This window comes from Ensifer sp. R-19, assembly GCF_049905105.1.
GTDB lineage: Bacteria > Pseudomonadota > Alphaproteobacteria > Rhizobiales > Rhizobiaceae > Ensifer.
The window spans coordinates 67,921-82,669 of the sequence record NZ_CP184571.1 but is presented as its reverse complement, the minus strand read 5'-3'; the positions used below and the strand labels follow the sequence as shown (position 1 = coordinate 82,669).

Sequence of the window (14,749 nt, the reverse complement as noted above, 5' to 3'; positions counted from 1 at the left end):
GCGGGTACCGTTACGGAGAAATCACATGGACGAACATAAGCATCACCACGTACATGAAGGTCACGACCATCACCGCCACGCCAATCAGAACGCGAGGACTGCCGAAGCCCCAGGCACGCTGGGCTCACAGCAGGATGGCGTGATCTACACCTGCCCCATGCATCCCCAGGTGCGCCAGATTGGCCCCGGCAACTGCCCGATTTGTGGCATGACACTCGAGCCCGAGGTCGTCACGGCCGACATGGGTCCAAGCCCGGAGCTTGTCGACATGCGGCGACGGCTCTGGATCGGCCTGGTTCTGACATTGCCCGTGCTGGCGCTCGAGATGGGTGGTCATCTCACCAATCTGCACATGCTGCTCGGCGCACAGACGTCGAACTGGATCCAACTCATCCTGGCGACCCCGGTCGTCCTTTGGGCAGGCGCTCCCTTCTTCCAGCGGGCCTGGCAATCACTCGTCACCCGGCACCTCAACATGTTTACGCTGATCGCCATGGGAACGGGCGTCGCCTGGGTCTACAGCGTCGTCGCAACCGTTGCCCCAGGCCTGTTTCCGGAAACATTCCGATCCAGCGAAGGAGCGGTCGCGATCTACTTCGAGGCGGCCGCCGTCATCACCGTGCTGGTGCTGCTCGGGCAGGTTCTTGAGCTGCAGGCGCGCGAGCAGACGGGCGGGGCGATCAGGGCGCTTCTCGATCTCGCGCCGAAGACGGCCCGCCGCATCCGCAGCGATGGCACCGACGAGGACGTGGAGCTCGAGACCGTCGTCGTTGGCGACAAGCTGCGCGTTCGCCCTGGCGAGAAGGTTCCGGTCGACGGTACTCTCCTCGAAGGACGCAGTTCGATCGATGAATCCATGATCACCGGGGAGTCGATGCCCGTCACCAAAGAGGTCGGGGCAAAACTGATCGGCGGCACTATGAACCGGACGGGCGGCTTCATCATGGAGGCGGGCAAGGTCGGCCGCGACACCATGCTGTCCCGGATCGTCCACATGGTCGCCGAGGCGCAGCGCTCCCGCGCCCCGATCCAGCGGCTCGCCGACGAGGTCTCCGGCTGGTTCGTTCCGGTCGTCATCGTGATTGCCGTCATTGCCTTCGCGACGTGGATGATGATCGGACCGGAGCCGCGGTTCGCGCACGGACTGGTCGCCGCAGTGGCCGTGCTCATCATCGCCTGCCCCTGCGCGCTCGGTCTTGCCACGCCGATGTCGATCATGGTCGGTGTCGGCAAGGGCGCGAGTGTCGGCGTGCTGATCAAGAACGCCGAAGCCCTCGAACGCTTCGAGAAGGTCGACACGCTGGTGGTCGACAAGACGGGAACGCTCACCGAGGGCAAGCCGAAGGTCACCGAAATCGTCGCCGTGAGCGGCGTATCTGAAGCCGACTTGCTGCGACTGGCCGCCACCTTGGAACGGCCGAGCGAACATCCGCTCGCAAGCGCCATCGTCGATGCCGCCAACGAGCGCGGCCTGGACCTCGGGTCTGCCGAAGACTTCGACAGTCCGGTCGGCAAGGGCGTGATGGGTATCGTCGACGGTCGCAGGCTGATCATCGGCAGCCACCGGATCATGTCGGAGGAGAAGGTGGACGTCTCTGCTCTCTCGCAAAAGGCGGAAGAACTGCGTGGCGAGGGAGCAACCGTGATCTTCGCGGCGATCAACGGCCGCCTGGGCGGTCTGTTTGCGATTTCCGATCCAATCAAGGCCACGACACCGGCTGCGGTGGAAGCGCTAATCAAGGACGGCGTCCGCGTGGTCATGCTCACCGGTGACAACAGCACCACCGCCAGCGCCGTCGCTCGCAAGCTGGGGATCACGGAGGTCGAGGCGGAAGTCTTGCCCGAGCACAAGAGTGAGATCGTCGCCCGACTGCGTAAGGAAGGCAGGATCGTCGCCATGGCGGGTGACGGCGTCAACGACGCCCCAGCCCTTGCCGCCGCCGACGTCGGCGTCGCCATGGGAACCGGGACCGATGTCGCGATCGAAAGTGCGGGCGTCACGCTGCTGAAGGGCGATCTGCAAGGCATCGTGCGTGCACGGCGCCTCAGCCATGCGACCATGGCGAACATCCGGCAGAACCTGTTCTTCGCCTTCATCTACAACGCTGCAGGCGTACCTGTAGCTGCGGGAGTGCTCTACCCGGCTTTCGGGCTGCTGCTTTCGCCGATCATCGCGGCGGCCGCCATGGCGCTTTCGTCCGTCAGCGTGATTGGCAATGCCCTGAGATTGAGGAGCGCACGGATATGATGTGGGATCGCAGATGGACTTTCTTCGCCGCTTCGCTCGCGGTGATTACCGCGGTCTTCGTTCTTCGCGAGCACTGGCAGCACGTGTTGGGTCTCACGCCCTATCTGTTGCTGCCGTGCCCGTTGATGCATCTCTTCCATGGGCATGGGCACGGCGGGCATCGCCATGACCGTGGAAGCCACCCGACGGAGCCGGGGGACATCACATGAGCTACATTCGCTCGGCAGAATCCGTCACCGATGTTGCAGCTTCCCCCGAGACGCTTTTCGACTTCCTCGATGACCAGGCCGCCCTCGGTTCACACATGGGGAAGCCGTCGATGATGATGCTCGGCGGACGGATGTCATACTCGCTCGACGATTCTGCCGGACGCGCTGTCGGATCCCGCATCTCGATGCGAGGCAGGGTGCTCGGACTGGAGCTCACCGTGGACGAGGTGATTGTCGAACACCGGCCTCCGGTCAGCAAGGTCTGGGAGACGCTGGGACGGCCGGACCTCCTTGTCATCGGAGCCTATAGGATGGGATTCGAGATCCATGGATCCGGTGGTGGCTCCCGGCTACGGGTATTCATCAACTACGACGATCCGGCAACGGTGGCGGGCAGAATTATCGGCCCGCTCCTCGGGCGCATTTATGCACGCTGGTGCGTCACGCGGATGGCCCGGGACGCCGCCAGCAGGTTCCGGCAGTGACCAACGGGAGGATGCCTCTCTCGGTATCCTCCCGACAAAGCTAGCGAGGCCTCACTTGGCGTGTTCCTTGACCCAGGCGCTCATCTCCTCGATTTCCTTCTTCTGAGCGTCGATGATCTTCTGGGCCATGGACTTGGCCTGCTCGTCATCACCGTATTTCAGCTCGACCTCGGACATGCTGATCGCGCCCATGTGATGGCCGATCATGCCGCAGACGAACGCGACATCAGGATCCTTCGCCATCATTCCCTGCATCATGGCCGGGTGCATTTTCTGCATGGACTCCATCATTGCTTTCTGATGGTCGGCCATTTCGCCGGTCTGCATGCCGCCTGGCATCTTCATGTCGCCACTCATCGAAGATGCCGATTTGCATGCGTCCGGCATCGCCATCTGAGCCGACGCCGTTTCGGTCGCTGCGAGAAGGATGGCTGGTATGGCCGTCCCGGCGACTATGAGCTTAAGCAAGCTGTTCATTGTACTCTCCATGTTCGGAAGGACGTGTGTTTCAGATCGGGAGAGTGCTGGTCTTGGGCGGAGGATGAAGCACCCGGACGAGCAGGAACGCCTTCGCCTGCACTGCAAGCGGGCTGCGAAGATGCGGGGGGTGGATCTTCGCCGCACGCACGCAATCCACCAGAACCGCACAGCACTGAGATTTTGTGCAGCAGCCCGGCGGCGAGGCGAAGTCGGAAGCGTGATGGTTAGGCTCCGTGACGGAGGGGCAATGGCGTCCGACATGAACGGTGGCGCCCAGTGTGCCGTGCAGACTGAGAATCCCAAGGCAGAGTGCACCGATTAAGATGACCTGGAGTGAAACTCGGAAGGCAGGCATGGGGCGCGTTCCCTTCGAGCCTACAATCCGTCTGCCGATCAAAAGTTCCGCGCCGAAACGGGCGTTTGCGGATCGTCTGGTTGTGGATGTCCCGCGACGTACGCCCGTGATGGTACCTACGAGCGGCCGCACGGTTTCGAGGATGGCCGGAACAATGAGCGGAGGATCACCATGGTGAATCAACACAGGCCGCCGATGCAGCATCATGACGGGGCGACGCACAACTACATCATGTTCACGGTCAACATGGTTCTCAGCCTGATCGTGATGTACTTCGTCATGTTCTCGATGATCGACGGCTGGGCGGATTTCCGGAACAATCTCAATACGGCCTACATGGCGCTGACGATGGTAGCTCCGATGGGCATCATCATGCTGGCGACGATGGGTGGAATGTACGGGCGCACCGGGCTGAACGTCGCCTTGTACATTGGGCTTGCCGTACTCTTCGTGGCCGCGCTTGCGGGGACGCGCAAGCAATCAGAGCAACGAGTTCGCTTGAACAGCTGGGGCACGTTTTGCAAGACGGCATCGCTGCAAACTCGTCGTCAACACCCAAAAGTAAAACGGCAAGTGGGAGCACACTTGCCTCGTTCGTCACACTCCCTGTAAGGATCGTAACCGCTCCAAGGCGGATCGCTTCCGGGCCCCAATAGGACGGGCCGACGATGACCCAAGTACGGAATGCATGCAGTCGGCATTGTATTGCGGTACGAAGTCGTCAGCGTCGATCGCCAGCCAATAGTCCGCCTTCTCCCGTTCGCCGAGATAGTCTTTAAGGACCGGCTCGTCGTCCAAACCTTCCTTCCTCCCTGAAAACGCGGGCGCAATCCCTCGGAGTTGGCTGGAATCCAAGCCGGACAGTTCCCGCCAAGCGTGTTCGAACTTCGAGCTTGCAGACTGCCAAGGGGGCATGGCCTTCGTCGCAGTTACACGCGCCAAAACCGGGCCACCTGCCCTTTCAACTGTTACGATTACGCTCCGGTGCCTGTCGTTTTCTGCGATCCCGTCCGCAACCGATCTCCCGCGCGCCACCGCCTGGCTGTCGCTAGCATGAAACGCTCCGGTGTGGTCGCGATTGACCGTCCCAAGAAGATGAATGTGAAAAAGGTATCGGCGCATTTTCGTACTCGAACATGGTCATCGCTTTCTACGTCTTAGCAGTTTCTAAAGTACTTTGCGCGTGACAGTTGCGTGACGCGCCCATCGCCGCCTGGTTACTTTGTCGGGGCGACCATTCAACATCCGTCGTCTTGAATAACGGCCGCTCGTGCTGTCTGATGCGGCGCCCCTCAGGGGCGACAGTCAGTGTCGATCGAGGAACGTATCGCCCACACCATGTACGTCCGCGCGGAGCCTCGGAACACCCGTCCAACATCCCGACAAGGATGTCGTTCCCGACGATACATTATGCGATCCCAGACCCACAAACCGGAAACAAACCCGGCATATGATCCTCGCGCTGTCTGTCTGACTCCGTGTTGTGCAATCCTGCCGCAACAGGTTCATCCGGTGGACCTCGTTCGCCGGCGACGATCATCCGAAACCATTCTTCGGATCGCCGTGATGTTTCCCACAGCCCATTCAAAGGTACTCCTCCCTCACTAAATCAACCAAATCGAACAGATCTTTGTGGATGTCCTGCGCGGGCTCGGCCTGTCGCGGAATAGTGAGGCCGCAGAGGCAATCGCAATACGCATTCTCAATTGCTACCAAGGGGGCGTTCGGGAGAGCGGCGTTCTGAAACACATGATCGGCTACTATAAATTGGCGGCGCTGGAAGAGAACGCGGACTCGCTTCCGCACGGCAACCACGAGGTTTCGATCCAGGAGATTACCGGCCAGCTACTCAGCCCCGACGAACTTGATACGCTCCAACGGACGTTCGATCGGGTGTGCGTCTGGTGTAGTATCCCGCGCTATGGCAAACGCACCGAAAGCCTGGCCCGGCATATTGCCGATCAATTCCGTAGTGGGGTGAGCGACGAGGCTGCGCTGTTCGATAGCGCGATGTGGCGGGAGCAAACGTCCCGCAGCTCTATCTACCAGTCTGCGGGAACAATGCTCGAATGGACGGGTTGGAACTCAAGAAGGAGTTCTGGCGATGATCCTAATCCCACCTGAATTTGACGTCCGCGGTGGCGAGGGTTCCGATGCCTCGGGGCTAATCGCCTCGCTAAAGTATGCGCTGGCCGCCGAAGCTCCATTTGATACCCAAGGCCTTTGCTTCAGAGCACTAGGGAACAGCGTCGTGATCGAGGGCCAAGTAAGTGCCCCCGGCGCGGACGAGTTTATCCGCAGGGTCGCTGAGGATATAGCGGGCGCCAAACGGGTTGTCGTACGTGTCGGGTGTCCCGTCGGACCATTTCCGAAAGGTCCACTGGGCTAAGGTCCGGACCCACGCGACCGAAGTCTGACCATCGGAACGAAAATTGCGCAACGGGGTTGGTAGTAGTCCCGCCTTGATGAGTGGGTAACAACATCCGAACCGGAGAAGAACATGAAAAAGCTTATGAGCTCCGCCCTTGCAGGGCTGTTTGTGCTCGGCACTTCTAGCCTCGCCCTAGCTCAGACGGTCATTGTTACTCCAGAGCAGGAAACGGTCGTTCGCGAATATGTTAAGAAGAAGCCGCTTGCCTCCATCAAACTTCCTGGAGTGGAGCTCAACGTCGGCTCGGCACTCCCCGAAACGGTAGAACTGCACACGATCGATGCACCGGATATCAAGTACCGCTATGTGGTGGTAGACAACCGCACGGTCCTGGTTGACCCGGGCACCCGCAAAATCGTTCGTGTTATCGACTAACGCTCGGACCGCTGCCCCTTCCCCTGGATGCGAAGGGGCAGCCTTCATGCTCCGAGTTTGGTTGTCCACCCGCACTCACTCCCCAAAAAGCTAATTATGCTGGATAAAAAAACGGTCCCGCGGAAGCAGGACCGGTGAGGTGAATCATATGCGAGCATCCGCTCGGTAGGCCCCACAGTTAGCGGGGACACTAAGGGCTGGTGGGGCCTAGAGGCATCTCGATTGGGTCGACGATCGAGAGTATTTTCAAAGCTAGGGCGGCGGAAAAGGTTCCGCCATGGGACTTCAGTCTCAAACGGCCAGCGCAAAGGTCTTAGGTTCGTTGTCGGCCTCTACCCTCGCGTTAGTTTTCTTCTGAGCCCAAGCAGCACAGCGCCTAACTGCCTTGGGCGGGCAACGGCGCCGGAGCGCCTCCTTGCAGTCCGCAGGAACAAGCTTTGCTGTCGTTGCCCGATTGGAGGATTGAGGATCTGCGAATGTACGAACCACACACTTACGCAACGCCACAGAGGAAGTTAACGACCGGTCTACCCGTCGGCATGGTGCTTCTGTCAATGGTTGCGACCACTGCTTCCCTGCTGGTCGGAGGCGAACCAGAGTTGATCCCGGAAATCGGTAGAGCAGCATGAGCGAAGCTGCCCGGTACCGTACATTCCAGTCGATACATTATGCGATCTTTTGAGCACAAATCGTGAGCAAAATAGGAAGAGGTCGGGTCATGGCGAACTGTCAGAGCTGGAGGCCATCGACGTTCTGCTATCGAAGAACTGACGCTGCGCGAGAACAGCCGTATCAAGAAGGGCATTGCGGATGGGCAGGCTCGCAACCATCAAAACCCTGGCGGGCTTATCAGCCTGTCGTCGCGGGCAGCGGTAACCTCTTCCCCAGTTCGTCAACGGTCGCTACGAACGCGGCGCTGTGATCCTCACCTCCAACCGCGGCTTCGCAGAGTGGGGCGACGTCTTTTGGCGATCGCGTCGTCGCCACCGCGCTGCTTGACAGAATACTTTACAACGCCGTCGCATTCAGATCGAAGGATCAAGCTATCGCCTGCGACAACATGCGGAACTGATGCCAGAGCACGTGCGTTCCAAACCCCTCATCACTCCACCCGCTTTCTTGCCACCACCAAGATCACGGGGACGGCCACCGAAAAATGGTCACGCATTCCTGCTACCCACGTCGGCATAACTGGGGAATTTTACTTCGGCACTTTGAGGAAATTTCCAGCGGCATGACATCCTTGTGTTGCGCCTCCCGGGATCTACGAGCCTGCTGAGCGTAGCGCCGCAAGTCCAGCCGGTCCGAGAACATCTTCACTGCGTGTGGAGCGGCGAAAGTTGTCGAAGTAGAGCGTCCATTCGCCCTGAGATGCCGAGCGGTAGGGGCCGAACTTGAAATACTGCCTAGAGCCCAGCCCATGTTCGTCATGCCCGATATGGCCTCGGACCGTCACGATCCAGCGGTCGTTGGCGAAGAGTTCGATATGCCCTGTGCCATCCGGTCCCGGCTGGGTCATCACTGCAAAGTCAATCCAGCCACTATGCGGCGTCGGCAGCTCATTACCCCTGTGGATGACGGTGATGCGATCCGTGTGGGCCGTGAACAGGCGCCCGTCCTGTGGCTTCCAGCCAGGGTCGGTGGCAACCAGCGCACGCATCTGGCGCTTTTCCGGCCGCAGAAAAACCGGCGTGAGGGCCGATGTGCCGGTCGACAAAGAAGAGCGCCGAGGGATCACCGGAAAACTGGTCTCAACGGTCGCAAACAGTCGGCCGCGAACGAGACGAAGCGCCAGGAACGGGCTAAAGTCACCCCTCGCCTCCGGACCGATCTCGCGCTTCCATTGGGCGATCAGATGGCGGTGGTCCCCTTGCGGGATGGGATCGGCAAACCTGACGGAAAAGCCGTACCAGACCGCCTTGTCATATGGTACGCGCAGCGTCGTGCGTTCCCACACCTCCGCTCGCTCGCTTCGATCGTCTTCGCCCTCAAAAAGCGGTCGGACGCTTAGCTTCAACGCGCCGGCACTGCCAAAGGTGACATTTCGCTGGAATTCGACTGATCCGGCACGTTGCTCGACATTGTCACGATAGTAGAGCCCCCCCAAAGGCGAGAAGCTGTCGCCTTCGAAACCGTCAACAAGGTTGGCTTCCCAGGACAACGGCGTCGCCGCATCGCTATTGCCGTCAAGTGCGTTGTCAGCGGTTTCCAATTCTTTCTCCTGAATTATCCTCCGCGCTCGCAACGTATTTGTGCTTTAGGCCTCTTCCTGTCTCGCGACAGTCCATCGTGAACCTGCGGTCAGCGATGTGGTCGTTGCACCGGGTAACATAACGGCTATTGTTTGAAATCAGTCGACCGGGCCCACCGCAGACGTCACAAGTATGGTAGGAACGGTCTGCGATCTCATGATAGATCCCGCTAAGCGCAGCCGCCAGTTCTGCCGACAGGCGGAAGTCATCCGTCGGACTGAGGTAGCAGCGAAGACCACCCCACTTTTCCTCTATTTGCCGAACGTAGACCTTGGAAAGCAGCCCTTGATTGCTGAGGAATACTTCGACACGCCGTAGATATTCCTCAATCAATCCGCTCCAGCCGGTATTGGCAATCAGGAAAAGGGACCACGTCTCCTCGCTCGTATTTGGATCAAAAAGACAAGCATAGCTTTCACGAACGTGTACAACGAACTCCGCATGTGTCATGCAGAGACTCCTTTCGCATGAACCCGGGGGGCTGGAAATAACACCGGCTGTCAGCGCAGTTAGGCCTTCCCGTCTTGCAGCTGCCATTGGTATGCCGAATCTGCTCGGTAGTTCGATCGGGCACACTTCGGCTGCCTCAAACCCTCTTCTTGTCAAATCCCGATCCGCGCCGAGCGTCGACGACGTGATAGCCGCCGACACCCGGCTTGCTGAAAGGACCGAGCGGAATGCGACGGCGTTCGGTGAGACCTGGCTTGCGACAAAGCCGAATCCATCGCGCGCGGGGTGACGGCCGTGAACGAGGCGGCGAGAGGCCGCCCCAGTCCCAGGGTGCAATCAGCTCACCTTCTTCACGGGCGGTATCGTCCATGAGCCGTCGATGATGGAAGGATTGCTCTCATTGGGCCAGTAGAGGCGCATCATGAGGATAAACTTGCCTTTGGGCGCCGGCAGCCAATTGGATTCCTTGTCCGGTCCGGGCGATTCATGCTGGATCAACAGGTCGATCGAGCCGTCCGGATTTGCCTTGAGCGGCTCCCGTGCACTGATGGAGTAGCGATTAAGCGGATTGTCGACAAAGAAGTAGTCCGCGTCATACATGGTCAAGGACCAGAACCCCGAAACCGGTGGCGTAAGTCCCTTCTTGAATGTCAGAACGTACTTTTCGGACCCGTTATATGCCCGCTTGATCACACCGCCGCCGGATTTCTGCGATGTCGGATAGATCGCATCCTGCGGCCGGTTTGCTCCCAGACCGATCGCGGTGATGAGGGCGCGCTGGATATAGTTGGTGCCATAAATGCCAGTCTTCGTCGTGAAGCCCCAGCCGTCGATGTCCTGCACGTCGCCGTCGCTGAATTTGAAATGCGTCATGATGCGGGCGAAGCCGAGCTCAGGGACGCGCTTCACAAAGGCCGGATCGAACTTGGCCTTGTCGAAGTCCTGGCCGGGAACGATGCCGAGTTCGGCGAGCTTGGCGACCATCGGCGCATCCGCGTCGGTCGGCGGGTTTCGTTTCAGGAGCTCGGCGAACAGGGTGAAGTACTCGATGGCGTTCATGCTGTTGACTTGCTCGCGAACGGCAGTCTCCATATCGATGGCCGGATCGACCTTGCCCTTGGGGGCGGTCCACTCCTTGCCCCATGCGCTCAAGGGATAGAGTTTGACCTCATCCTGGAGCTTATGAACCTCCGCGTAGTCCTCCGGCGTCCCGGTGCAATAGATGCGTCCAAGCAGCCAGACGATGCTCGTCGGAGACTTGTACTGGGTCATGCCCTCCGGTACCTTGCCTTCCCACCCAGGACCGGTCACCACGAAGGTCTGCGCCCCCGTACCGGTCGTCCGCTTTCCGGGAACGTCGAACACCGTCGTCCAGCCGTCCAGCATCGGAAACAGAGCATAACGATCTTTGAGGTCGGGCAAGCTGACCACCCAAGGTTCCTCACCCACATCGAAGAATGCCGTCGTATAGAGCGTATCGGCATTGGGCGCCGTCACGTCGCGGAATTTGGCATCCGGATACTGGCGCAACTTGATGACGTGCCCCATCGGACCTCGGGTTCCTTCGACCTCGGCGACGTTGGTAATCACGCGCCGGGTCATTTCCATCGTCACGAGAGGGTAGGCGTAAATGTACGCTTCGACTGCGAGCGCGAACTCATCGAGCCCTTCCGGCAGATCTGCCACCAAACCGTCGGCGGCGTTCGCCGACGAACCCACAGAACCAGCGGCCATCAGTCCAAGACCGGCCACCGTTAATTCACGGCGCGTGATATGCATTACTTGCCCTCCAAAAAACAATTTGTAACGAATGCAACTGTGCGGACAATCCGCGCGCAATCAAAAGTTGAAGCACCACTGGACACGGGCTATTGGACGAGACCGAGGTTGATCAATTGGACCCGCCGGTTTTCCGGCGCTTTCAGGTTGGCTGCATCGAGCGGCCACTCCTCGCCCACGCCAATCGAATACAAACGGTCTGGTGCGATCGCAAACGTGGTCGAAAGCGCCTCGGTTATGGCATTGGCGCGCTGCGCGCTAAGCTTGAGATTGTGTTGGGCGTCGCCGGTCGAACTCGTGTGACCGACCACGAGAAACTTGTAGCGCCGCAGGTTGGGGTGGTGCAGCGCATCGGCGATCAGGCCGACCGTGCGGTAAGATTTTGGCTCGATGGCGACGGAGTCGTTCTCGAATTCGATATCTAGGATCAATTGCGACAGCTTGGAGAGTTTCTGCCAGTTCGGAAGGTTGGCGACACCTTTACCCGCACTTGCCGTTGCCTCCTCCACCAGAAGCGCGACGTCAATTGCGGGCGCCGCGTTTTCCACCCTCCCGAGGGTACGTACAAGTTGCATGTCACTGATTTGCTGCGCCACCCCCTCGCCAGCGGACAGCATCAGCCCGATCGTCAGCAACGCCTTAAATTGGATTCGCTTCATTGGCTCACCTTTCGTTCTCAAGAAGGTCTCAACGCCACCCTGCGTCGATGATGGCTTGGCCGCATTGTCCTTCGTTCACGCGCGTCGCCTTGTTCAGACAGGAGAGAACATTGCCCTCGCCCTTGACGCTTTTGCAGTACTGGGCGATGTCGTGTTTGCAAATCGTCGCAAAGGACGACTGCGCCGCCTGGCGTTGACGTATCGAGGTGATCACGTTCGCCAGTGTCACGGTACACGCCGGCGAGACTTTGCCCTCGTTCTGCTCGAGACAGGACTGGATGCGGCCGCTGCCAAGGTTGAGCCCCTTGCAATATTTCCGGATGTCCGATCCGCAATCGTTGGCGAGCAAGCTCACAGCATCGGCATAGCTGATGGTGTCTGCCCGAGCGACGGTGGCGAGGGCAAGAACAGTGAGAACTATCGTTCCTGCGAAAACTGCACGTCTGTTCGTCATGGCAAGTCCGATCGAAAACAACATTAAACTCGGCTGCCCGGCCGATAGCCGAGGCGTTAGCCAGCGTTGACATGCGCAATGCGGTCGCCAAAAGGGAAGTAGCTTACAGTATGCAACGCCCCTGCTACGGTTACGTGGGCAATTCGCAGGCGCGGAGACTGCACGATGGCGAGCGCTGCCGACATCCCGTCTCGGCGGCTGTTTGCCATCTCCATGTCCCCGGCGGAGCGTTCGTCGCAGCGGGAGTGTGAGGTTCCATCGACCGCCGGAACGTGGATCGGCGCCGCGAAGGTCACCAACGAGCATTTGTCATCATCGCATGCCCAGGCATCGTTACGATTCCGTGAGCCGCAACGGAGCTGGGGAAGAGACCCCTGAGATGTTTTCTTACCGGGGCTGGTGCAGCACGGCACGGCCGCGCGCCCGTCACTGACCGTGGCATCCGCGAAACTCCTTCAAATTTTTCCTGCGAATCCGCCCAGAGATGCTTCGAAACCAACGCTTACCACTGGTGTGGCAAACTCTAGGGGGCACAAAAATCGAGGTGGTGGTCCGATATGATTTCTGGACGAGCAAAACGTGACAGCGTAGGTTACATAAAGGGACGGCAACTAAATCAGTGATTGTCGCAGCTGAGTGGGTAGGGGGCGATTGATGGACACATTGGTGGCACACGGATCGGAGGAGATGGCGGAATCGTCAGGATCTGTGCCAAGTCCAGCAGATATTCGTGACCAACTTGCACGCATCATTTCGAGTGCCGAGTTTCCAAAAGGAGGCCGCGGCCCGGCCTTTCTCAGTTTCGTTGTCGAGGAGGCCCTTGCGGGGCGAGCGCTGCGCCTAAAAGGCTACACAATCGCGGTTGAGGTATTCAAGCGGAGCGAAGACTTCACCCAGGATGACCCGGTCGTCCGCATCGAGGCCGGACGGCTGAGACGTGCGCTCGAGCGCTACTATCTCGTGGCCGGACAGGACGATCCCGTCAGGATAGATATTCCAAAAGGACGCTACGCGCCTTCGTTCACCTGGAACGCTCCGATCTCAGCGGCCCCCATCTTTGCCTCTGTCGAGGAGGAGGGCAAACAGCTCGATCACTCATGGCCGCGTCGGGGGTGGCTAATGCTCGGCCTTTTCGGCGTCATCGCACTTGCGGCGCTGACATACTGGGGAAGCGAGCGCATAGTTGAGGCTGCGAAGCGGAGCGGAACCGCAATCTCGCCTGACGAGCCGACGTTGGTGATCGCACCTTTTGCCAATCTCGGCGAGGGCCCGCAGGCTCAACTTTACACATCAGGGCTGACAGAGGAACTGCTCACCGCCCTGCCACGGTTCAAGGAGATCATGGTCTTCGGCCGCGAGACGTCGAAGTCTCTCTCCCCACAGGTTGAGGCTTCCGAAATTCGTGGTGGGCTCGGTGCTCGCTATCTGCTTGCAGGCGCCGTCAGGGTGTCTGGCCCTAAGGTCCGAGTGACGGCGCGCCTATTAGACACATCCGACGGCGCAATCCTGTGGTCCCAGACCTACGACGATGACCTAACAAGCCGGGAACTTTTCGCCATCCAATCCGACGTCGCGAGCAAGGTTGCGGCCGCTGTAGCCCAGCCGTACGGCGTCATCGCGCAGGCTGCCACAGCAAGCCCGCCCCCAGATGACCTCGGGGTCTACGCCTGCACACTGCGCTTCTACGCGTATCGTTCGGAACTGAGCCCGGAGACCCATCTCAACGCCCGAGACTGTCTTGAAAGCGTCGTGGCACGTTACCCCAGTTATGCGACGGCATGGGCAATGTCGTCCATTTTATACCTCGATGAGGATCGCTTCCGCTTTAACCTCAGGAGTGGCCAGCCGGCGCCACTTGAGCGGGCGTTGCACTCGGCCCGACGGGCGATCGAACTGGAACCAGGAAATACCCGGGCGCTTCAATCCCTGATGATCGCGCTTTTCTTCAACCAACAACTCACCGAGGCGCTTCAGGCCGGCGAGGAGGCGCTGGCATTAAACCCGAACGACACGGAGCTGTTGGGCGAGTTCGGAACGCGACTCGCAATCTGTGGCCAGTGGCAGCGTGGCGCGGATCTCCTTGACCGAGCTCTTACGCTCAACCCCGGTGGCGCAAGCTACTACCACGGAGCACGAGCGCTCGCGGCCTATATGCTGAACGATCCTGATAAAGCGGTGAGCCTCATCCGCAAGACGAATCTACAAAAGTTCCCGATGTTTCACCTGGTCGCAGCCGCAATCTTCGCCGACGCTGGATTGTTGGATGAGGCGAGGCGCGAGGGAGAGATCTTCATGAAGATGCGCCCGGATTACATCCCGAACATCATCGAAGAACACAGGAAGCGCAACATTGAGCCGAGGGACAACCTCCGGATGATCGCGTCGCTTCGAAAGGCGGGCCTTCCCGTGCCGAGCGCCGAGGAAGTTGAAGCGAAGGTATTGGCCACCGCCGCATTCAAAATCCCCTGAGGCTTCCGCGGCGGACAGATTCTACAGTCTGCCCGCACAGAGCCTACCAGACGTTACGGGTGTTCGTTCTCCGCGGTGTCTACAGTTTGTCGATATCAGACGC

At 59.6% G+C, this 14,749-nt stretch carries 13 protein-coding genes and 1 pseudogene; 8 read left to right on the top strand and 6 right to left on the bottom strand.

The genetic code is table 11. From position 1 onward, the window contains the following. Window positions 1-25: 25 nt before the first annotated feature. The 3 genes from ACN9MO_RS30740 to ACN9MO_RS30730 are packed head-to-tail and all read left to right on the top strand — an operon-like array spanning window position 26 to window position 2,942. Window positions 26-2,248: a copper-transporting P-type ATPase gene (locus tag ACN9MO_RS30740; protein WP_425989038.1), complete on the top strand. Its 2,223-nt coding sequence runs from the start codon at window positions 26-28 to the stop codon at window positions 2,246-2,248. Next, window positions 2,245-2,457, top strand: coding sequence for a DUF2933 domain-containing protein (locus ACN9MO_RS30735; protein WP_057251613.1), 213 nt, complete (start codon window positions 2,245-2,247; stop codon window positions 2,455-2,457). The genes ACN9MO_RS30740 and ACN9MO_RS30735 overlap by 4 nt, the downstream gene beginning before the upstream one ends. Then, complete coding sequence (locus ACN9MO_RS30730; RefSeq protein WP_425989036.1) at window positions 2,454-2,942, top strand: SRPBCC family protein; 489 nt, start codon at window positions 2,454-2,456, stop codon at window positions 2,940-2,942. Before ACN9MO_RS30735 ends, ACN9MO_RS30730 begins: the two co-directional genes overlap by 4 nt. 51 nt (window positions 2,943-2,993) lie before the next feature. On the opposite strand, the gene copM is transcribed toward ACN9MO_RS30730, so the two are convergent. Next, the gene (copM, locus tag ACN9MO_RS30725) at window positions 2,994-3,419 is read right to left on the bottom strand and encodes a CopM family metallochaperone (RefSeq protein WP_192495808.1); all 426 of its coding nucleotides are present in this window, start codon (window positions 3,417-3,419) and stop codon (window positions 2,994-2,996) included. 529 nt (window positions 3,420-3,948) lie between these two features. Between copM and ACN9MO_RS30720 the strand changes: the two genes are divergently transcribed. The 4 genes and pseudogenes from ACN9MO_RS30720 to ACN9MO_RS30705 form a co-directional block, all read left to right on the top strand. After that, window positions 3,949-4,389, top strand: coding sequence for a hypothetical protein (locus ACN9MO_RS30720; protein ID WP_244495646.1), 441 nt, complete (start codon window positions 3,949-3,951; stop codon window positions 4,387-4,389). Window positions 4,390-5,409: 1,020 nt separating this feature from the next. Next, the gene (locus tag ACN9MO_RS30715; RefSeq protein WP_425989032.1) at window positions 5,410-5,901 is read left to right on the top strand and encodes a hypothetical protein; all 492 of its coding nucleotides are present in this window, start codon (window positions 5,410-5,412) and stop codon (window positions 5,899-5,901) included. A 376-nt stretch (window positions 5,902-6,277) separates the two neighbouring features. After that, window positions 6,278-6,583, top strand: a complete 306-nt coding sequence (locus ACN9MO_RS30710; protein ID WP_057251619.1) for a DUF1236 domain-containing protein — start codon at window positions 6,278-6,280, stop codon at window positions 6,581-6,583. 847 nt (window positions 6,584-7,430) lie between these two features. Next, a pseudogene (locus ACN9MO_RS30705) lies at window positions 7,431-7,774 on the top strand (ATP-binding protein); the annotation flags it as partial. A 73-nt stretch (window positions 7,775-7,847) separates the two neighbouring features. Here ACN9MO_RS30705 and ACN9MO_RS30700 read toward each other — a convergent pair. The 5 genes from ACN9MO_RS30700 to ACN9MO_RS30680 form a co-directional block, all read right to left on the bottom strand. Next, complete coding sequence (locus tag ACN9MO_RS30700; protein WP_375374163.1) at window positions 7,848-8,795, bottom strand: polysaccharide lyase; 948 nt, start codon at window positions 8,793-8,795, stop codon at window positions 7,848-7,850. Beyond that, window positions 8,782-9,285: a hypothetical protein gene (locus tag ACN9MO_RS30695; protein ID WP_425989028.1), complete on the bottom strand. Its 504-nt coding sequence runs from the start codon at window positions 9,283-9,285 to the stop codon at window positions 8,782-8,784. Before ACN9MO_RS30695 ends, ACN9MO_RS30700 begins: the two co-directional genes overlap by 14 nt. A gap of 336 nt (window positions 9,286-9,621) precedes the next feature. After that, window positions 9,622-11,064 carry a DUF1254 domain-containing protein gene (locus ACN9MO_RS30690; RefSeq protein WP_057251621.1) on the bottom strand — a complete coding sequence of 481 codons (1,443 nt, stop codon included), beginning with the start codon at window positions 11,062-11,064 and terminating at the stop codon, window positions 9,622-9,624. Between the two features lie 89 nt (window positions 11,065-11,153). Beyond that, window positions 11,154-11,723 carry an OmpA family protein gene (locus ACN9MO_RS30685; RefSeq protein WP_057251622.1) on the bottom strand — a complete coding sequence of 190 codons (570 nt, stop codon included), beginning with the start codon at window positions 11,721-11,723 and terminating at the stop codon, window positions 11,154-11,156. 28 nt (window positions 11,724-11,751) lie between these two features. After that, window positions 11,752-12,177, bottom strand: a complete 426-nt coding sequence (locus ACN9MO_RS30680; RefSeq protein WP_057251632.1) for a cysteine rich repeat-containing protein — start codon at window positions 12,175-12,177, stop codon at window positions 11,752-11,754. Between the two features lie 654 nt (window positions 12,178-12,831). Between ACN9MO_RS30680 and ACN9MO_RS30675 the strand changes: the two genes are divergently transcribed. Further along, window positions 12,832-14,646 (top strand): adenylate cyclase, encoded by a 1,815-nt coding sequence (locus tag ACN9MO_RS30675; protein ID WP_425989025.1) that lies wholly within the window; start codon window positions 12,832-12,834, stop codon window positions 14,644-14,646. The last annotated feature ends 103 nt before the right edge of the window (window positions 14,647-14,749 follow it).

What these genes read in the sequence shown, in the direction of transcription:
- ACN9MO_RS30740 (WP_425989038.1), top strand. Translation starts at nt 26, where the DNA reads ATGGACGAACATAAGCATCACCACGTACATGAAGGTCACGACCATCAC.
- ACN9MO_RS30735 (WP_057251613.1), top strand. Translation starts at nt 2,245, where the DNA reads ATGATGTGGGATCGCAGATGGACTTTCTTCGCCGCTTCGCTCGCGGTG.
- ACN9MO_RS30730 (WP_425989036.1), top strand. Translation starts at nt 2,454, where the DNA reads ATGAGCTACATTCGCTCGGCAGAATCCGTCACCGATGTTGCAGCTTCC.
- copM (WP_192495808.1), bottom strand. Translation starts at nt 3,419, where the DNA reads ATGAACAGCTTGCTTAAGCTCATAGTCGCCGGGACGGCCATACCAGCC.
- ACN9MO_RS30720 (WP_244495646.1), top strand. Translation starts at nt 3,949, where the DNA reads ATGGTGAATCAACACAGGCCGCCGATGCAGCATCATGACGGGGCGACG.
- ACN9MO_RS30710 (WP_057251619.1), top strand. Translation starts at nt 6,278, where the DNA reads ATGAAAAAGCTTATGAGCTCCGCCCTTGCAGGGCTGTTTGTGCTCGGC.
- ACN9MO_RS30695 (WP_425989028.1), bottom strand. Translation starts at nt 9,285, where the DNA reads ATGACACATGCGGAGTTCGTTGTACACGTTCGTGAAAGCTATGCTTGT.
- ACN9MO_RS30690 (WP_057251621.1), bottom strand. Translation starts at nt 11,064, where the DNA reads ATGCATATCACGCGCCGTGAATTAACGGTGGCCGGTCTTGGACTGATG.
- ACN9MO_RS30685 (WP_057251622.1), bottom strand. Translation starts at nt 11,723, where the DNA reads ATGAAGCGAATCCAATTTAAGGCGTTGCTGACGATCGGGCTGATGCTG.
- ACN9MO_RS30680 (WP_057251632.1), bottom strand. Translation starts at nt 12,177, where the DNA reads ATGACGAACAGACGTGCAGTTTTCGCAGGAACGATAGTTCTCACTGTT.
- ACN9MO_RS30675 (WP_425989025.1), top strand. Translation starts at nt 12,832, where the DNA reads ATGGACACATTGGTGGCACACGGATCGGAGGAGATGGCGGAATCGTCA.